The sequence below is a fragment of the Desulfitobacterium dehalogenans ATCC 51507 genome, assembly GCF_000243155.2.
Taxonomy (GTDB): domain Bacteria; phylum Bacillota; class Desulfitobacteriia; order Desulfitobacteriales; family Desulfitobacteriaceae; genus Desulfitobacterium; species Desulfitobacterium dehalogenans.
The window spans coordinates 556265-572820 of record NC_018017.1; the positions used below are offsets into that span (position 1 = coordinate 556265).

The following is a 16556-nucleotide window of genomic DNA, read 5'->3' on the forward strand; positions in this document are numbered from 1 at the left end:
ATGATGCGGGAAAAATGCATTGAAGCACGAGCTATGTTGTTTGAAAAATTATACGAGGAGATTGTCGGTCCCGGTTCGGGTGAAACAATCGAGAACGGCTCATCCTGTAGTTTACCCGATAAAGAGACGGAAGTTATTACCGACATGCCGGAAAGGCGTTATTACGTAGGCGTCTTATTTCCGATGGGAGATCAAATGAGAGTTGATAACGACGCCACTCGTCTCGATGCCGACGAAGCGCAAGACGATGAACCCGAAGAAGGTCAGGTACCGGACGAAGACGATCGGCGAGGCTCACTGGCATCCATGCCGGGTCAAACCGACGACACTATGGATGAAGTAATGGCATTGTCCACACAAGATAGACCCTCTTCAATCGGCATGACGTTTATAGTGGATCAAAACGTCGATTCGGTATGTGTGGATGTTTCGTTTGCCACATATAGACATACCACTTTTGAGGATTGTTTAGTTCCTTACACGGGAAATTTATCGGCGGAGGACATTGAAAATAGCGTATTCGGATCAATAGTACGTCTTGATGGGAATAGACTTAGCCTGAAACGGTCGGTTAATAAACACGAAATAATTAACATATGGAATTTACACCAATTTAACGATTCGATACTCTTTGATTCGCTTTGTAAACTCGCTGCACAATGCCATAAAGAATATGGGTTTAAACGGATTTCTCATTCGGATTCGATTACGTTACCTCTTGACGGAACTCCGGTCAAAAATATTTGCGGCGTAGAATTCGCATATTTACGCGCCGTAAAAAACGATTTGGGGTTAGCGTTGAGAACCGTTACAATCATGCTGTACAATGGAGGGAGTGGACGGTATGACGGTACTAATACGATATTCCAGCCGAAGCTTGAAGTATCGTCTTTAAAAAATCCGACGTTTCGTATTATGCCTTACGACGATAATATGAGATTTTCCGCCGATGAGGAAGAGCGTTCTCTTGCGCTTCTTTATCATAGGAGAACGCGCTACGCTTCCGGACACGGAATATCGGCATATTGGAATATCGATCGTGGGGAGTGGCATGTATATACGGACCTCATGCCGAGGACGGAAGTTCCTCAGATGGACCCCGACTATGCGTTTAAGAGAGGGGTAGAGAAAAGATATCTTTCTCTGAAATACTTTTCCGATTTATCGATGAACTCCGCGGAAGATAAATATGTCGCTCTGGAATCCTTAATATTGGCCTATGAAGTCTGGATTGAGGATTTGAAAGAGGGTGCGAAAAGGGAGCTCCTTTCCGAAGAATTAGACGCGATTGCCGCCAAGCATATTCTCTTATGTGAAAAAGCGGCCGCTCGAATGAGAGACGGCATTACCTGCCTACGTAATGACGATGATGCGATGAGAGCCTTTGAGTTGACCAACCGAGCCATGTTAATGCAGATGAAACATCGAAAAATCGTTCAAGACGTGCCGGACGATGAAGAACCGACGGATTCGCCGTATAAAAGCGTGGATTATGCTCGATTGGATAATGAATATAAAGATTTTATCTGGCGTCCGTTTCAAGCCGCATTCTTCTTAATGAATATACGCGGTTTAACGGATACCGAACCTTTAATGCAAGTCGAGCAAATGGAGCGTGATAGAGATATCGTAGACATTATCTGGTTTCCCACGGGCGGAGGAAAAACGGAAGCCTATTTAGCGTTGACGGCGTTTACTATTTTCTACCGGCGCTTAAAGTATCCCGATTCTTCCGAGGGAACGGCGGTTCTAATGCGATATACGTTAAGATTGCTTACTTCTCAGCAATTTGCACGGGCGAGCACCCTAATATGTGCCTGTGACTTAATTAGAAAAGAGTTTTGGAATAATAGTAGGCGGCGTGATAAACGATGGAAAGAGCCGATTTCCATCGGCTTGTGGATTGGAGGAGATCACACGCCGAATAAAAATACGTCTCACGATTATCCTCTAGGAGCCAAAGAACACCTCAGAGATTTACAAAACAAAAGCAAAGGGTCCATAGAGTATAGAAATGACTATTTTAATAAGTTCCAAGTACTTACATGCCCTTGGTGCGGTGCAAGTTTAGTTCCCTCCGAAAAAGCAAGCGATCATGGCAAAGAAAAATGGGGATATGAAATGTACGATAAAAGACATTTTTATTTGCACTGCATTCGTCCACAATGTCCATTTGAAAACAATTTACCAGTACAGGTGGTGGATCAAGAACTATATCGTAATCCTCCGACATTATTATTTGCAACGGTCGATAAGTTTGCTATGTTGGCGTGGAATGGAGAGGTAGGTAAATTTTTTAGCATTTATTCAAATAATCGAGCCCCGGAGTTAATAATTCAGGACGAATTGCATTTAATATCGGGTCCATTGGGATCAATCGTAGGTCTATATGAAGCCGCAATTGACTCATTGTGTTCGTCAAAAGGGATTCGTCCTAAAATCGTCGCTTCGACCGCCACAATACGACGTGCCGGCGATCAATGCAGACAGCTTTATAATCGTCCAGTCCTTCAATTTCCCCCGTCCGGTATCGATGCGGCCGATTCTTTCTTTGCCAAAGAAGCTGACGTTGCCGAGCAGCCGGGACGTATGTATGTGGGGATTTTCCCATCTGGGAAAACAAAAGCAATGTTGCAAACCAAGGTTATGTCGACTTTACTGCAATATGTGTCCATGCTTGATGCCGACGATATGGTTAAGGATCAGTATTGGACCCTTACGGGTTATTTCAACAGTTTACGAGACTTAGGTAAATGTTCGGGACTTGTCGACGATGACATCAAAGATTTCATGAAAAGACTCTGCCGTAGAATAGCGACGGATCGACTCATTCGCAAAATATCGATGGCGGAGGAACTAACGAGTCGCGTACCGACGACAGCTCTCGTAAAACGCCTAAAAAAACTGGAAAAGACAACCTATTTAAAAGAAAAGCAAGCCTCAAATAATTTTGCGATCAACGTATTGTTGGCAACTAATATGATCTCCGTCGGAGTGGATGTGGATCGTTTGAATCTAATGACGGTCGTCGGCCAACCGAAGTTGACAAGCGAGTATATTCAGGCAACGAGTCGAGTCGGTCGCAAAAATCCCGGCCTGGTTTGTGTTTTGTATGACGGGACCAAAAGTCGCGATCGTTCTCACTATGAGCAATTCCACGCCTACCATGAATCCTTTTATAGATATGTGGAGCCTACCAGCGTAACGCCGTTTTCAAAGCCTTCTCTCGATAGAGCGCTACATGCGGTATTGGTTGGAATCATAAGAAACTGTGATCGTAGATTGCTTGGGGATGGAGATGCCAAAAATTTCACAGGTGATTATCCATTCTTGGAAACGGTTAAGCAAGAACTACTTAGACGTATAGAGTCTGTATATGCTCACATAAGTCCCGAGGAACGAGCGGATATAAGCGTGGTTTCCGCTCGGGTAGAAAGTTTTTTTGAGGAATGGACTCAGTTAGCCAAAGACATTCCGGTTACGGATAAGTTCTATTACGGACTTAGTTTCATGCGAAAATTACCCGGGTCAGACGAGCATAGATTGTTGCGCCCGTTCGGCATGTGGGAAGAGGAACAGTCGTATGCAACGTTGACTTCCATGAGAAACGTCGATCAAAGTTTATCCGCTCGAATGCTGATATGGGAGGAATAATAGTGGTAAACGAACCGAAAAAAGTGAAATTGGGGAAAGGAAAGGTGACTCACAACGTCCGGGCCGCTCAAGCCATACTTCAATACGGCGTCGGGGCAATGGTCGATTTCCCAGACCAAACGCTTATGACGGCCGCTCCCGAGTATTGGAGTGAAAATGATAATGAACTTAGACGCATTCGCGAGGAACTCAGACTTATTCGCGACGAGCGCTTGGAACGTCAACTAGGCGTGGATTATTTCGCGATTCCTCACGATAAAAGTCACCCTAATGAGCAAGGAATCGCCTATACGCGGTTCCCCCGCTGGTACTTTTGTCCCAAATGCAGAAGGTTGGAGCCGCTATCATTTTGGTTAAAGGAATATAGACAAAAAGGCGGAACTCGCGCGGAAGAAAAGCCGGATATGGAAAAGCCTGTGTGCCTCGGCGAAGCGTGTAGAGGACCCCGCGGCAAAGGGATAAACCTTGTTCCGGCCCGTATTGTCGTAGCCTGCGACGCCGGTCATATAGACGATTTTCCTTGGATTGAGTGGGTACACGCCGTTGCGAAAAAAGACGTTTGCGGGGATCCGCACCTTAAGTTCAAGACCGGCGTCAACTCTTCGGCGGGTTTGGAGGGATTGACGGTAAGCTGCGAAAACGAAAATTGTAAGGCTAAAGCGACCCTTGAACATTCGTTTGATAAAAACGGTTTGCGTAGAATTCCGGGTTACGATTGCCATGGGCGCATGCCTTGGCGTAACGAGCGGGAAAGCTGTGGGCGGATTCCGCAAGCAAAGCAGCGCGGCGCTTCCGTCGTTTACTATCCCAAAGTGGACAGTTCGCTAGTGATTCCGCCGTATTCCGATCGTCTTCGTACAAAAATAATCAGCTCTGCGGAATATATAGATTTCTTATCAAAAGTTAAAGATAACGATAAGTATAATCCGGGAACCCGAGAGGTTTTTATCAACACCAGATTAAACGATTGGGTGAGTGAGCTTTCCTCTTCCGTTCATATTGAAGCCGAAATAATCGGACCGATATTAATAACGTTATTAACGCAGTTCGATACCGAAGGCGAAAACGACGCGTCCTCGGAGGTTTATCGGCAGGCGGAATATAGCGCTCTTAACGGCTCGATGCTTCAAACGTCCGTCGATGACGATTTTGAAAGAGAAGAGCGAAACGGTGACGAATACAACATCCGGGGTGTCTCGCAGGTAGCTTTACTCCATAAAATCAGAGAGGTACGCGCTCTTGTAGGGTTCACGCGCCTTGATCCGGCAAGCACCGGGTCTTTAGGTATGCCGCCTCAAGACGCGGGACGATTTCAATGCGTAAAGAAGCCGGATACGCGATGGTATCCCGGATACGAAGTGCGCGGCGAAGGGATTTTTATTCAATTTGATAATGACTTCATAGTAAATTGGCTTGCGACCAATGATCATGTTGAAAGTCAAATAACCAAGTTGCGGAAAAACGCCGCGTTAAACGAACGTTTATCCGGAATGAAAATCGACCCTAAATTTATCTTTTTACACACTCTGTCTCACCTACTTATACAACGGTTAAGCTTTGAGAGCGGTTACAACAGCGCGTCGTTACGGGAACGCATATACTGCGACCTTGATCATCCCGAGTTTCCGATGTGCGGCATCTTTATCTATACGGCCTGCGGCGATTCCGAGGGAACGCTCGGAGGCTTGGTACGGCAGGGCTTGCCCGGCCGGCTGCGAAAGGTATTTGCGTCCGCGTTAGAAAGCGCGCGTTGGTGTTCCAACGATCCGGTTTGCGGAGAAAGTGGAGGTCAAGGTAGAAACGCTATGAACTTAGCCGCTTGTCATGCTTGTGCGTTGCTTCCGGAGACCAGCTGTGAAGAATTTAACGTCCTTCTTGATCGAACGCTCTTGATCGGCCGCATTACCGATCGAAACGTTGGGTTTTTCTCTTCATGGTTGGACGGAATAAGCAAGGAGGAGTCCCCTAATGCCTTATAATGCAATCGATCTGTTCTGCGGATGCGGCGGTGTTACCCAAGGTCTTAAGGATGCGGGTTTCAATGTACTGGCCGGTGTGGAGAAGAGCTCGGCCCCGGCTTTCGTCTATAGGGCAAATCACCCTGAAGTACGGCTTTTCGAGCGCGATATCACGGAATTATCGCTAGACGAGGTGGCGGCAGCCTGCGACGGACAAGTAATCCATCTGCTTGCCGGTTGTCCGCCGTGTCAGGGTTTTTCCTCAATACGTCGCCATAATCGTCGTCAACCTATAGACGACCCACGGAACACGCTGGTAAGTGAATATTTTAAATATGTGGAGAGGTTTAATCCGCATGTTTTTATATTTGAAAACGTGCCGGCGATTGAAAGTTATCCTTTATTTGTTGAAATACGCAATCGCTTAGCCGCTTTAAACTATGAATTGGATTATCGAGTGGTAAACGTAGCCAATTACGGCGTTCCCCAGAGACGGAAACGATTTGTAATGATTGGCTCAAAAATCGGACGTATTCCGATTCCCGCAGGCGACGATCGTATTACGACCGTCAGAGATGTTATTGGGAATCTTGAGACCCCCGAAGAAAGCGACGATTATGCGCAGACAATCGTTGCGCATCATATTCCTCGCATATTGGAGATGATTAGACTTGTGCCGCACGACGGCGGCAGTCGGACCGATTTGCCGGACGAGTATATATTGCAATGCCACAGAAGAGAAGGCATTGGTTTTAGAGACGTATATGGACGATTGCGCTGGGACGACGTTTCGTCGACAATTACCGGCGGATGTTTAAATCCGTCAAAGGGACGTTTTTTACACCCTGAACAAGATCGTGCGATTTCAGCGCGAGAAGCCTCGATGTTACAGACGTTCCCTCGGGATTATATATTTCCCCCGGGAGTATCAAAAACGGACATCGCTTTAATGATTGGTAACGCGTTACCCCCGCAATTTGCCTATCGACAAGCGGATTATATATTTACCAAATTGGAACGAGGCGGAATAACTTGAGCGATATATTTGACCGAGATAAGCGTTCCGAGATTATGAGCCATGTGAAGAGTTCAAATAATGCGTCCACGGAGGAAAAACTTATCGCTTTGTTTCGTATTTACGGCATCAAAGGTTGGCGACGTAAATACAAGGTATACGGGAAACCCGACTTCGTTTTTCATCATGAAAAGGTTGCCGTTTTCGTAGACGGTTGTTTTTGGCATGGTCACGATTGTCGGAACACTCGACCTAAGCAAAACGAAGAATTTTGGCGGCGTAAAATATCGCGAAATATGGAGCGCGATGAAACCGTAACAAAGCATCTTGAAAAACTAGGGTGGACGGTTCTTCGCATTTGGGAGTGCGAGTTAAAGAAGAAAAACATTGTGAAACTCCTTAGCCGACTCGAATCTGCAGGTTTGCATCGGGTCCAAACTTGATAAGATCAATGACGGTAATTGATTTATGGATTCACAAGGTTGAGCGGCAACTCTTTTCTATTTTTTGAGTATGCCTATCGGCTTTGACACATTTTCCGAGAGAGTGTGGCCTCGTTCTATTGGATTCAAAAAGAGTTTAACGACTCAATTAGCTTTAAACAATCAATCAAATTGATTACGGAAAGGCGTAAAATATGGAGATCGGAAAAATATATCGCTATTCTAGCCAGGCATTAAAAAAGGACCCGTCTCTTCCCGTTGTCGACGGACTCCCAAATTATTTCTACTATACTAACGATCCAAAATCAATGACACAACTAATATTTCAGCGAGGTATTCACTCGATACAAGAGGTGGCTGGATCGGATGGTCTAGTTCGCCGGCCGGCTATTATTATTTCAAGTAGCCCCCATAAGGTAGGAACCGAACAAACGCCATGGGAGGACTCCTATGATTCCGACTATGGTTACGTTTGTTATTATGGCGACAATAAATCAAATACTATGAGACCGGAAGAGACGGCGGGGAATAAACTATTACTTGAAGCGTTTAAACTCCATTCTTCACCAAAAGAAGAGGATCGCAGATTAGCGACGCCAATCATTTTCTTTAACCGCGTGCCATTTGATGGACGTTCCAAAGGAAATCTATTGTTCCAAGGATTTGGCATAGTTGAAAGAGCGGAACTTGTAACGCAATATGATTCAAACGGAAATTATTTTACGAACTACGTATTTGATTTGTGTGTCTTTTCTTTACAGAAAGAAAATGAGGACTTTTCATGGCAATGGATAAATGCGCGAAGAGATAAGGATTTGGGATTTGGCGAGACATTGAAATTGGCGCCTGAATCGTGGAGAAAATGGATAAAAAGGGGATCGCGTCATCTCCACGAAGTGAGAAGAAAAGTTTCGGCTCTGTCAATTGTTAAAACTCATGATCAGCAACCGAGTGCAGGTACAAAAGAAGAAAAGATCCTTACCCAAATTTACAATTATTATCAATCTTCGCGTCATAGTTTCGAGTTATTAGCTTTACGAGTAACGGAATACATTTTTGAAGAGTCGGGTTCAGAATTGACGCATGGATGGGTTACTCAAAAATCGTCGGACGGAGGAGTTGACTTTGTAACGAGACTCGATATTGGGCAAGGGCTTGCCGGTACAAAATTGGTTGTTCTTGGACAAGCAAAATGTGAAACGCCTAATAAACCTACAAATGGCCAAAATATCGCAAGAACAGTCGCACGTTTAAAGCGAGGTTGGATCGGCGTCTATGTGACAACGTCTTATTTTTCAGCCAGTGTGCAGCAGGAAGTTATCGACGATCAATATCCGATAATCCTTGTGAACGGACTAAAAGTAGCGGAGACAGTGGGAAAAATACTATATGCGGAGGGTATGATACTCCAAAATTATTTAAAGGAGTTGGACGACCAGTATGATGTGCTTGTTAAAGCTAGACGTCCGGACGAAATTTTGACCATCTGATTATTAATTAATGTGTCTGGACCTAATCCTCCCAGCAAGAAGGGCTGCCGGAAGACTTACAGCAATTGTGGAAGTATTTTGTTGATCCTAGAATGAAAGAGAAACCAAAGAATTTCTTGAGGTATTGACTGATAATGAGTGCTAGAATTGATACCGGTATTATAATTTTAGGAATCAGAAGGAATAGACTGAATGCTATTTTGTTGGCATATTCAATGACAAAATCTTAACTCTCAATATTAGGAGGTGTTTGTGATATGAATCAGCCTCAGATTTGCAAGATTCATATTAAGAATTACCGGAACTTTTCATCGGTTGGTTTTGATTTAAGCGATAGGCAAGTTATTATCGGTGAAAATAACGTCGGCAAGAGCAATTTATTACGCGCTATGCAATTGATTCTTGACCCCAGTCTTTCGGATGAAGATAGGCGGCTTGAGGAGTCTGATTTCTTTGACGGGCTTGAAGCTCCTATGGAAAACAACCAAGAAATATTAATCGAATTGTACATAGATAATTATTTCCACATAAAAAACGTACTTTGCCAATTAAGTGACGCAACTGTCGATTTAGATGGTCGTAAAGTATTAAAACTCTCCTATAAATTTTTCCCGCAAGAAGATGCGTCTGGTAAAGTTAATTATACTTATATAATTTACAAAGGAGACGATGAAACTAATTTTTTTACGCATGGAGATAGGAAATATTTGAATATGCGAGTAATCAAAGCGATACGCGATGTAGAAGCCGAAATGCGAAACTCCAGAACATCGCCTTTAACACGCATAATCAAGCAGAAATATGATATCAGAAAAGAAGATCTCATTGAGATTTCTGAAGCATTAAAATCGTCCGGAGCAAACATGCTTAACCTTCCGGAGATTAACGACCTCCAAACAAAGATCAGTAAGCTCTTTAACTCTATAATTTCATATTCAGAAGATGAATTTGGCATTTCGTTGCGGACAATGGATATTGACGCGTCTCGACTGCTTTACGCTCTGCGCCCATTAATCGACAAAAGAGAGTCCGGAAATACAAGTTTAGGTATAAATAATGTTTTGTACATTACCCTTACTCTTTTGCTGATCCAGGATGATACGATTAAAACTTACTTATCTCCGACTCTTTACAAAAAGTTGACGGAACAAGACGGGGACGAGATTGTGCAAAGGTATTATCGAGGTGACGATCAGACCGGCTACCATTTAACCTACGATTTAAAAGATGTGGACTCGCAACTTTATGATTTTTTATATGAGCATAATTCAAATACAAACGGAGTTACAATTCTGGCCATTGAAGAACCCGAGGCTCACCTTCATCCAATTTTTCAACGATTGCTCTATAAATATGTCGTGCTAGAAGCAAATGCCTCATTGATTATTACAACACATTCAACGCATATCTCGTCCGTGGCTCCCATCAAATCCATCATTCACTTAGTGGGAAATAAGTCTGGCACAGAAGTCTATACAGCGGCAAACTTAAACTCTCCGGATAAGGAAATTTCCGATTTAGAAAGATATATTGACGTAAAAAGAGGCGAAATATATTTAGCTAAAGGCATCATCTTTGTAGAAGGAATTGCTGAAGAATATCTCGTACCTAGTTTTGCAAAACGCCTGGGGTGTGACCTTGACCGCTTAGGCGTGATTGTATGTAACATAAATTCAACTAACTTCTGGCCGTACAAACAGTTTGCCGACTTGCTAGGCATACCTAACGTAATTATAACGGACGGAGACTATTATCATACTGTCAATGGAGAGAAGATATTTGGAGATTTATCGGACGAAAGCCATGCAAATTTTGGGTATTTCGGAAATGAACGAATGGAAGAGTTATATGAATTATTTATAGATGAAGATGAATTTGCACGGTTTGCGGAGCTTGATATTACCCAACAAGATGAAAAATTGAATAAACATGGGATTTTTGTCGGCTTCTATACGTTTGAAACAGATATATTAAATAAAATTGGTAAAGAGTCAGATAGAGCAATAATTTGTTCTGTTTTTAATGAATTAACAGAGGGTGGGCAACAACAAAAAGATAATTTTAAAGCTAATCTGGTTTCAAAGAACTACAAAAAATGCCTTGCTCAAATAGAATCTTCACATAGTAATGTGGGCAAAGGGCGATTCTCGCAAAGATTAGCTTCCATTTGTACAAGAACGATGGTTCCAGACTACGTTAAGGACGCCATTGAATATATTTGTATGGAAGTCCGAGGCGAACTTGATGAATGAGTACTTTAAAATCAAACTTTCTCAAATTAGCGATGATGAAAAACAAATTGAAGCGTATAATTCCACAGGTAACACCGTTGTTATTGCTGGTCCAGGCAGTGGAAAAACCACGGTCTTGACGCTGAAAGTTATGCGTCTGTTAAGCGAAGTCATTACCCCTCCAAGAGGATTAGCCTGTCTTACCTTTAGCCGTGAAGCCTCCCGTGAATTCCAGGAACGTTTGAAATTACTGGGACTCCAAAGACGTGGTAATGTATTTTTGGGAACCGTTCATAGCTTTTGTTTATCGGAAGTATTGATGCCTTTTGCAAAACTATATCCTAATTATGGAATACCTTATCCGATTAAAATTATTTCCGATTCGAAAAGAAAACGGCTGTTTCAGCGTATAAAAAAACAAATACCTGATGAGTTAACTATTGAAGAGATGGATAAAGAGCGAACTCGTGACATTAGTGGGTTCAGTAAGGTGTCTATACCTAGTTATGACGTTGCTTTGCGGGTTGCCGTAGCATTTGAGAGAGAACTGTTCAGCCGTGGTTATATTGATTATATTAGTATGGTAAAAATCGCGACCATGCTTATCCAAAATGAAGCTTATGTGCAACAAGCGCTAGAAGCAAAATTTCCATGGCTTGTTATTGACGAATATCAGGATTTGGGAAAGCCATTGCATGAAATGGTTTTATCACTTTTGCAAAGTACAAATATCAAGATTTTTGCTGTTGGCGATGCAGATCAATCAATATATGATTTTCAAGGGGCTTCGCCAGAATATCTCGTTGAATTATCCGAATGGAAATCTATTAATCAATGTATTCGGTTAATGAACAATTACCGCAGTGCCAAAGGTATTATCGAAGCATCGGAGACTGTTTTGAATATTAAACGCAATTACAAAGCACGCGGTGCACTTAAAGATTACCCGGCGAACATTGAATTTTTTGTATGCGAAGAAGGGATGGACGAACAATATCAGGTTGCAACTAGTATTATTGAAGACTGTATTGCAGAAGGTATACCGTTTCATGAGATTGCTATTCTAGCCGGCTACAATAATCAATTAAAAGATTTAGGAAAGCTCTGTCAGAGTAAGGGAATTCCTTATTACTTAGCCAAGCAAGATTTCATCAGAAGCGATTTTATAAAATGGATGGAAAACTGCGCTGCATGGGTGTCATCTTCTCGTAAAGTCTTATTTGATGATATCTTTGAATATTGGGACTTCTTGTTAATGCAGCACAGGCAATCAATTGATTATGATAACGGGATTCTAGCCAAGCGGAACCTCTATACCATTCTGGATAAAAGCCGCCACTATGCGAATACGCTTGTACAGTGGTTTGATTTTGTTCTTGATTCGCTGCAAATAGAGACTTTATTGCACGATTCGGAAATATATCCGGATGAAATCGAAAATCTAAAGAAACTTAATGAGCTGCTAAGCGATGAACTTTATACGGATTTTTCGTTAGGCCAGTTCACTAATCTTGGGCTTCCAGAGAACCAAGTTGTTTTATCTACAAGACATGGAGCTAAAGGTTTGGAATTTGATATTGTTATTATGCTCGGCATGGAAGAAGGGAGCTTTCCATATTACAAAAACACCTCTCAGCGAGAAATTGATGAAGCTCATAGACTTTGCTTTGTTTCTGTGAGTCGAGCAAGAAAAAAGTGTATACTAGTACGTTCAAAGACTTTAATTATACCGAAAAAGGATGGCACTTGGTGGAATAAACCATGTGAACCATCTAGGTTCTGGAATATGTTATACAGCCGCCATTCCCAAATAAATGGCTACTCATAATTTTGTTCAAATTCAATAAATACAATTTACTATAACTGATATCGTATGAAGCATTTAGTAGTCTCATTGAAAAAATAGTTGCGAGCACTCTCGACACTATCCATTTTCCTATCATGGTTTGCGAAACAAACAGTTATCCCTTCTTGAGGATTCTAATGGAATAGGGCTGATTAACAACAAAGTACCCCGCCCTCTCCGAACCGTACGATAGGGTTTATTCTATACCCAATTGGAGAGAAAATGCCAAATAGATGTTCGGTGAATTGAACTCCAATCAGTAATGTCCGCTATCTTACCCATGATATCCTTCGCTGTAGTAGCTATAATAAATTCTTGATAACAGACTTGAAATACAGTGACAGTCAATGGTTTTTAAAGAAATTGAACAATGCTTCGATATTTGATAAGATAGCACTATGAGACATTAGCTTCCTCCTTGGATGGAGTTGTTGTGGCCACTTATAAATCAAATTCACCATAAACATAACTTGGTATTGTAAAAGATAGGTTTGAAAAAATATATTAAGGATGATTTTATATGGCTCAAGTTGATTATCAAGAAGCGAAAAGAATACTTCTTTCACTATATCATCGAGTATCTGACAGCATTAGTGATGATGTTGAAAAGGCATTAGAGGAAAATAAAGAAAACCTTGATGCATTATTTAATTCAAATACTCAATCATACCGAGAAGCGCTGTTAGGTTGCGCATTAATACACTTAATAGATTCAAGTGTAAATATACGGCTTCCATATATAAAGCACGGAGAGGGTTCGTTTAACGGCCGCTCTCTTGATGAATATAGTGTAAATCCTTTTCTCCAAGAGCAGCTATTCCCTTGCTCCAAAGGCCCTTACTTAGCAGCGTTTCGCCGAAGCGTAAAACTATTACCCGAGACGGCAGAAGGGCTTCGGGATAAAGTGGGCTATGCTGCTATGTTAGATTTGCTAGATGTTGTAGAAAACTGTAACACAGAAGCAGATACGGAAAACTTTATTATGTGTTTGTTGCAAAGGTTTATTATACTGCGCAATGCTTCATATATACGTTTAGCTCGAACTGGAAGATTTAGCATAGAACAATATAGAAAATTGCTCCTTGACCTGGTAAGTCATCAAAGTGGCGGTCTGTTTCCCGTTCTTATTACTATAGCATTTTTTCAAATGCTTTCAGAACAACATTCTTTGGATTGGGAAATAACATGGCAAGGAATAAATGTCGCAGATAATGCAACTGGCGCAGAAGGTGACGTGACTATAAAGTCTAACGGAACTACTTTTTTAGCTATAGAGATAACAGAAAGGCCGCTCGACCAAAGACGAATTGTATCTACTTTTAATACAAAGATTATACTGAATGATGTCAAAGAATATCTGTTTATATATACTAATACAGAACCCGACGATACTGCGCATCAAGCTGCAAAAACTCTATTTTCGCAAGGCTACGAAGTAAATTTTGCTAACATTGTTGAACTCATAATAAATAATTTTCTTGCGCTCCCATCAAATGCGAGGACAATTTTCTCTAGCAAGATGTTGGTTCTTTTAGATTCAAGAGAAGTACCGGCGGCTATTAAAGTAAAGTGGAATGATTCAATCAAAATGGTGTTAGCAATATAGAAAAGGAGAGCGGTCTACTCATAGTCCGCTCTCTTTTTTAGGCATATACACGAGCCTTTGTCAAATACGCTTCATTATAGATAGATATTATTGCTTCTGCAATCGCAAATGCAAGATTGCAGGGAACTGCATTCCCAATCTGGCGATAAATCGAGGATTTTTCTCCTACAAATTGATAGGTGGGAGGAAATGTTTGTATGGCAGCCGCCTCAACAGTTGTAATTCGACGAATATGGGAGGGCACTATCCTGCTAACCTTCTTGTTAGCTTGGGCAAGTTCGGTATGATACTGTACAACCCAATTTTCAGCTTCCGGATCTTCTAGCAACAACTCATCAAGAATCGGTGTTTTATTCCCTCCCATTGAGGCGGGCAAAGTGTTAGCCTGACTGCTTATATCCAATGGACGTCCCATCCCATTAAATAACATACCGGCATATGGCGATTTTCTCATAACAGGATTAGCCGCTAATGAGATTTTAGCAGTGCATGTTATCGGGTTGCCTTCTGTGCCGGCCGGAGGAAGCTTCCTTAAACAATCGCGCACTGTAACTCGTGGTTTAATCAACTTTATAATTTCTGTTTCGAATATTTTTTCTACGTCTGCATCAGTGTCAAGAAAACCAATGAAAAATACACGTTCTCTTTTTTGTGGCACTCCAAAATCAGCAGCATTAAGGACTTTATAAAAACAAGTGTATCCCATGTCATGTGCCCTGCTAACTATTTTTTCTCGAACAGATTGCCAACGCTGCAATTTACCAAGTGCTTTTACATTTTCCATGACAAAAATTTTGGGTTTTAGTATATTTACAACATCCATGTACTCCCATATAAGCTTGCTGCGCTCATCATCCGGGTCCATTTTTCCAGCAACAGAGAAACCCTGACAGGGAGGTCCACCAAATACTAAATCAATGCTACCTTCATCAAATTGTTGGAGTTCCTCTTTGAGTCTCTTAATATCTCCCTGCCGCAACATTGTATCAGGATTATTTTTTATATAGGTTTGCGCAGCGTCTAAATCCAATTCATTGGCCCAGACAATAGACACTCCGGCATCTGAAAATCCGACATCCATTCCGCCGGCACCTGCAAATAATGATACTGCTCTCATTAACTCTCACCACCATCCTAACTAAGATTCATGCGCGGAACCAAAGTTATTATTTTTCCTTCTAAATTTTCATCGGGTTCGTCTGGCAAGGTGTCGGGTTCTAAACAAAGAACTTCATCAATAACATCTTTAGGCAGAGACGTTTTATACTTTGCAAATAATTGAAACATTTGCTTCGGTGTGAGGTAATCGTTTAGAATCAACATATTAATTGCTTGTTTTAATGCCTTGGGACCTTTGACAGCCATGTAATCATCCAAAGGCTCTTGGCTACGCCAATCATTACGCGACATTTGACGCATTAGATACTGATATTGATTTGAACTAATAACCTCTAAATCAAACGCCCGAATAATCATTGCAGAAATTGACACTTTCCATTTCCGTTTCAGTTCGATGTAATAGTTTAGTTTATTAGCATATGGCTGAACATCACGTATAAAGGCTTCTTTAGGTAATAAGAAGGCGGAAGCAAATTTGTTTGCTTCATCTTCTCGCTTCCGAAACTCTACTCTATCCAGTTCGTCTATATCGTTATTTCTTTCATGTAGCAATATATGAGCCAATTCATGGGCGGCACTAAACTGACGGCGGGTAAATGTCAACTTATCAGTGCCTAATACGACACAGTAGTATTCTTGTCCGAAAACTTCACCATACTGATAAAAAGCATCAATAGTTTTTCCTTCGGTCGAGAACTCTGATACGATAACACCGTTCCGCTCTAAAAGTGCAACCATATCGGAAATAGGCTCTCTACCTAATCCCCAAAAATCTCTGGCTTGATTTGCGATTTGTTCAATGTTATCAATATCATCAAAGCGCGGCAAATTAAGCGGCGGAAAATCAACATATTCAGATAGACAACTCTGAATATAGGCCACATATCTTGCCTTGATGCGTTGTGAGTTTAAATCCTTTTTATTGCTAGAAAAGGGGGCGCGAAAGTATGTGTTTCCCACAAGAATGTTGCTGTCACTATCCTCAATAAAAAAGCGAATAGGGAAATTTAAAACGCTACTAATAGATCTTAATGTATCGAATTCGGGAGAATTCTTCCCATTTTCAAATTGTGAAATGGCTTGTTTTTTTACTCCAACATTGTTGGCCAATTCTTCAATTGTCATTTTCCTGTACAACCGCGCTTCATTAAGGCGCGATGGATTGAAGTTATCCATAATCAACTCTACCTCATA

The 16556-nt window shown here is 41.7% G+C and carries 10 protein-coding genes and 1 pseudogene; 8 read left to right on the forward strand and 3 right to left on the reverse strand.

The window, feature by feature from the left end:
* The 7 genes from DESDE_RS02625 (at nucleotide 1) to DESDE_RS02655 (ending at nucleotide 12619) form a co-directional block, all read left to right on the forward strand.
* A complete protein-coding gene (locus tag DESDE_RS02625; RefSeq protein ID WP_041917196.1) occupies nucleotides 1-3654 on the forward strand; it encodes a helicase-related protein in 3654 nt (1217 codons plus the stop codon).
* Between the two features lie 2 nt (nucleotides 3655-3656).
* Nucleotides 3657-5633, forward strand: coding sequence for a DUF1998 domain-containing protein (gene drmB / locus DESDE_RS02630; protein WP_014792490.1), 1977 nt, complete (start codon nucleotides 3657-3659; stop codon nucleotides 5631-5633).
* Complete coding sequence (locus DESDE_RS02635) at nucleotides 5623-6648, forward strand: DNA cytosine methyltransferase (protein ID WP_014792491.1); 1026 nt, start codon at nucleotides 5623-5625, stop codon at nucleotides 6646-6648. The genes drmB and DESDE_RS02635 overlap by 11 nt, the downstream gene beginning before the upstream one ends.
* On the forward strand, nucleotides 6645-7070 hold the full coding sequence (locus DESDE_RS02640) for a very short patch repair endonuclease (protein WP_014792492.1): 426 nt from the start codon (nucleotides 6645-6647) through the stop codon (nucleotides 7068-7070). The genes DESDE_RS02635 and DESDE_RS02640 overlap by 4 nt, the downstream gene beginning before the upstream one ends.
* Before the next feature lie 194 nt (nucleotides 7071-7264).
* On the forward strand, nucleotides 7265-8560 hold the full coding sequence (locus tag DESDE_RS02645; protein ID WP_014792493.1) for a restriction endonuclease: 1296 nt from the start codon (nucleotides 7265-7267) through the stop codon (nucleotides 8558-8560).
* Between the two features lie 257 nt (nucleotides 8561-8817).
* Nucleotides 8818-10812 (forward strand): ATP-dependent nuclease, encoded by a 1995-nt coding sequence (locus DESDE_RS02650; RefSeq protein ID WP_014792494.1) that lies wholly within the window; start codon nucleotides 8818-8820, stop codon nucleotides 10810-10812.
* Nucleotides 10805-12619, forward strand: coding sequence for an ATP-dependent helicase (locus DESDE_RS02655; RefSeq protein ID WP_014792495.1), 1815 nt, complete (start codon nucleotides 10805-10807; stop codon nucleotides 12617-12619). Before DESDE_RS02650 ends, DESDE_RS02655 begins: the two co-directional genes overlap by 8 nt.
* Nucleotides 12620-12841: 222 nt before the next feature.
* Here the strand turns inward: DESDE_RS02655 and DESDE_RS22325 are convergent.
* Nucleotides 12842-13044: pseudogene (locus DESDE_RS22325) on the reverse strand (IS701 family transposase); the annotation flags it as partial.
* A gap of 113 nt (nucleotides 13045-13157) precedes the next feature.
* Between DESDE_RS22325 and DESDE_RS02660 the strand changes: the two are divergent.
* Entirely contained in the window at nucleotides 13158-14243 is a 1086-nt protein-coding gene (locus tag DESDE_RS02660; protein ID WP_014792496.1) for a restriction endonuclease, SacI family, read from the forward strand.
* Between the two features lie 37 nt (nucleotides 14244-14280).
* Here the strand turns inward: DESDE_RS02660 and DESDE_RS02665 are convergent, their stop codons facing one another.
* A complete protein-coding gene (locus tag DESDE_RS02665) occupies nucleotides 14281-15360 on the reverse strand; it encodes a DNA cytosine methyltransferase (RefSeq protein ID WP_014792497.1) in 1080 nt (359 codons plus the stop codon).
* Between the two features lie 17 nt (nucleotides 15361-15377).
* On the reverse strand, nucleotides 15378-16538 hold the full coding sequence (locus DESDE_RS02670; RefSeq protein WP_041917197.1) for a helix-turn-helix domain-containing protein: 1161 nt from the start codon (nucleotides 16536-16538) through the stop codon (nucleotides 15378-15380).
* Nucleotides 16539-16556: the final 18 nt, after the last annotated feature.

Coding starts and splice junctions, on each gene's coding strand:
- DESDE_RS02625 (WP_041917196.1), top strand. CDS start 1: ATGATGCGGGAAAAATGCATTGAAGCACGAGCTATGTTGTTTGAAAAA.
- DESDE_RS02635 (WP_014792491.1), top strand. CDS start 5,623: ATGCCTTATAATGCAATCGATCTGTTCTGCGGATGCGGCGGTGTTACC.
- DESDE_RS02645 (WP_014792493.1), top strand. CDS start 7,265: ATGGAGATCGGAAAAATATATCGCTATTCTAGCCAGGCATTAAAAAAG.
- DESDE_RS02650 (WP_014792494.1), top strand. CDS start 8,818: ATGAATCAGCCTCAGATTTGCAAGATTCATATTAAGAATTACCGGAAC.
- DESDE_RS02655 (WP_014792495.1), top strand. CDS start 10,805: ATGAATGAGTACTTTAAAATCAAACTTTCTCAAATTAGCGATGATGAA.
- DESDE_RS02660 (WP_014792496.1), top strand. CDS start 13,158: ATGGCTCAAGTTGATTATCAAGAAGCGAAAAGAATACTTCTTTCACTA.
- DESDE_RS02665 (WP_014792497.1), bottom strand. CDS start 15,360: ATGAGAGCAGTATCATTATTTGCAGGTGCCGGCGGAATGGATGTCGGA.
- DESDE_RS02670 (WP_041917197.1), bottom strand. CDS start 16,538: ATGGATAACTTCAATCCATCGCGCCTTAATGAAGCGCGGTTGTACAGG.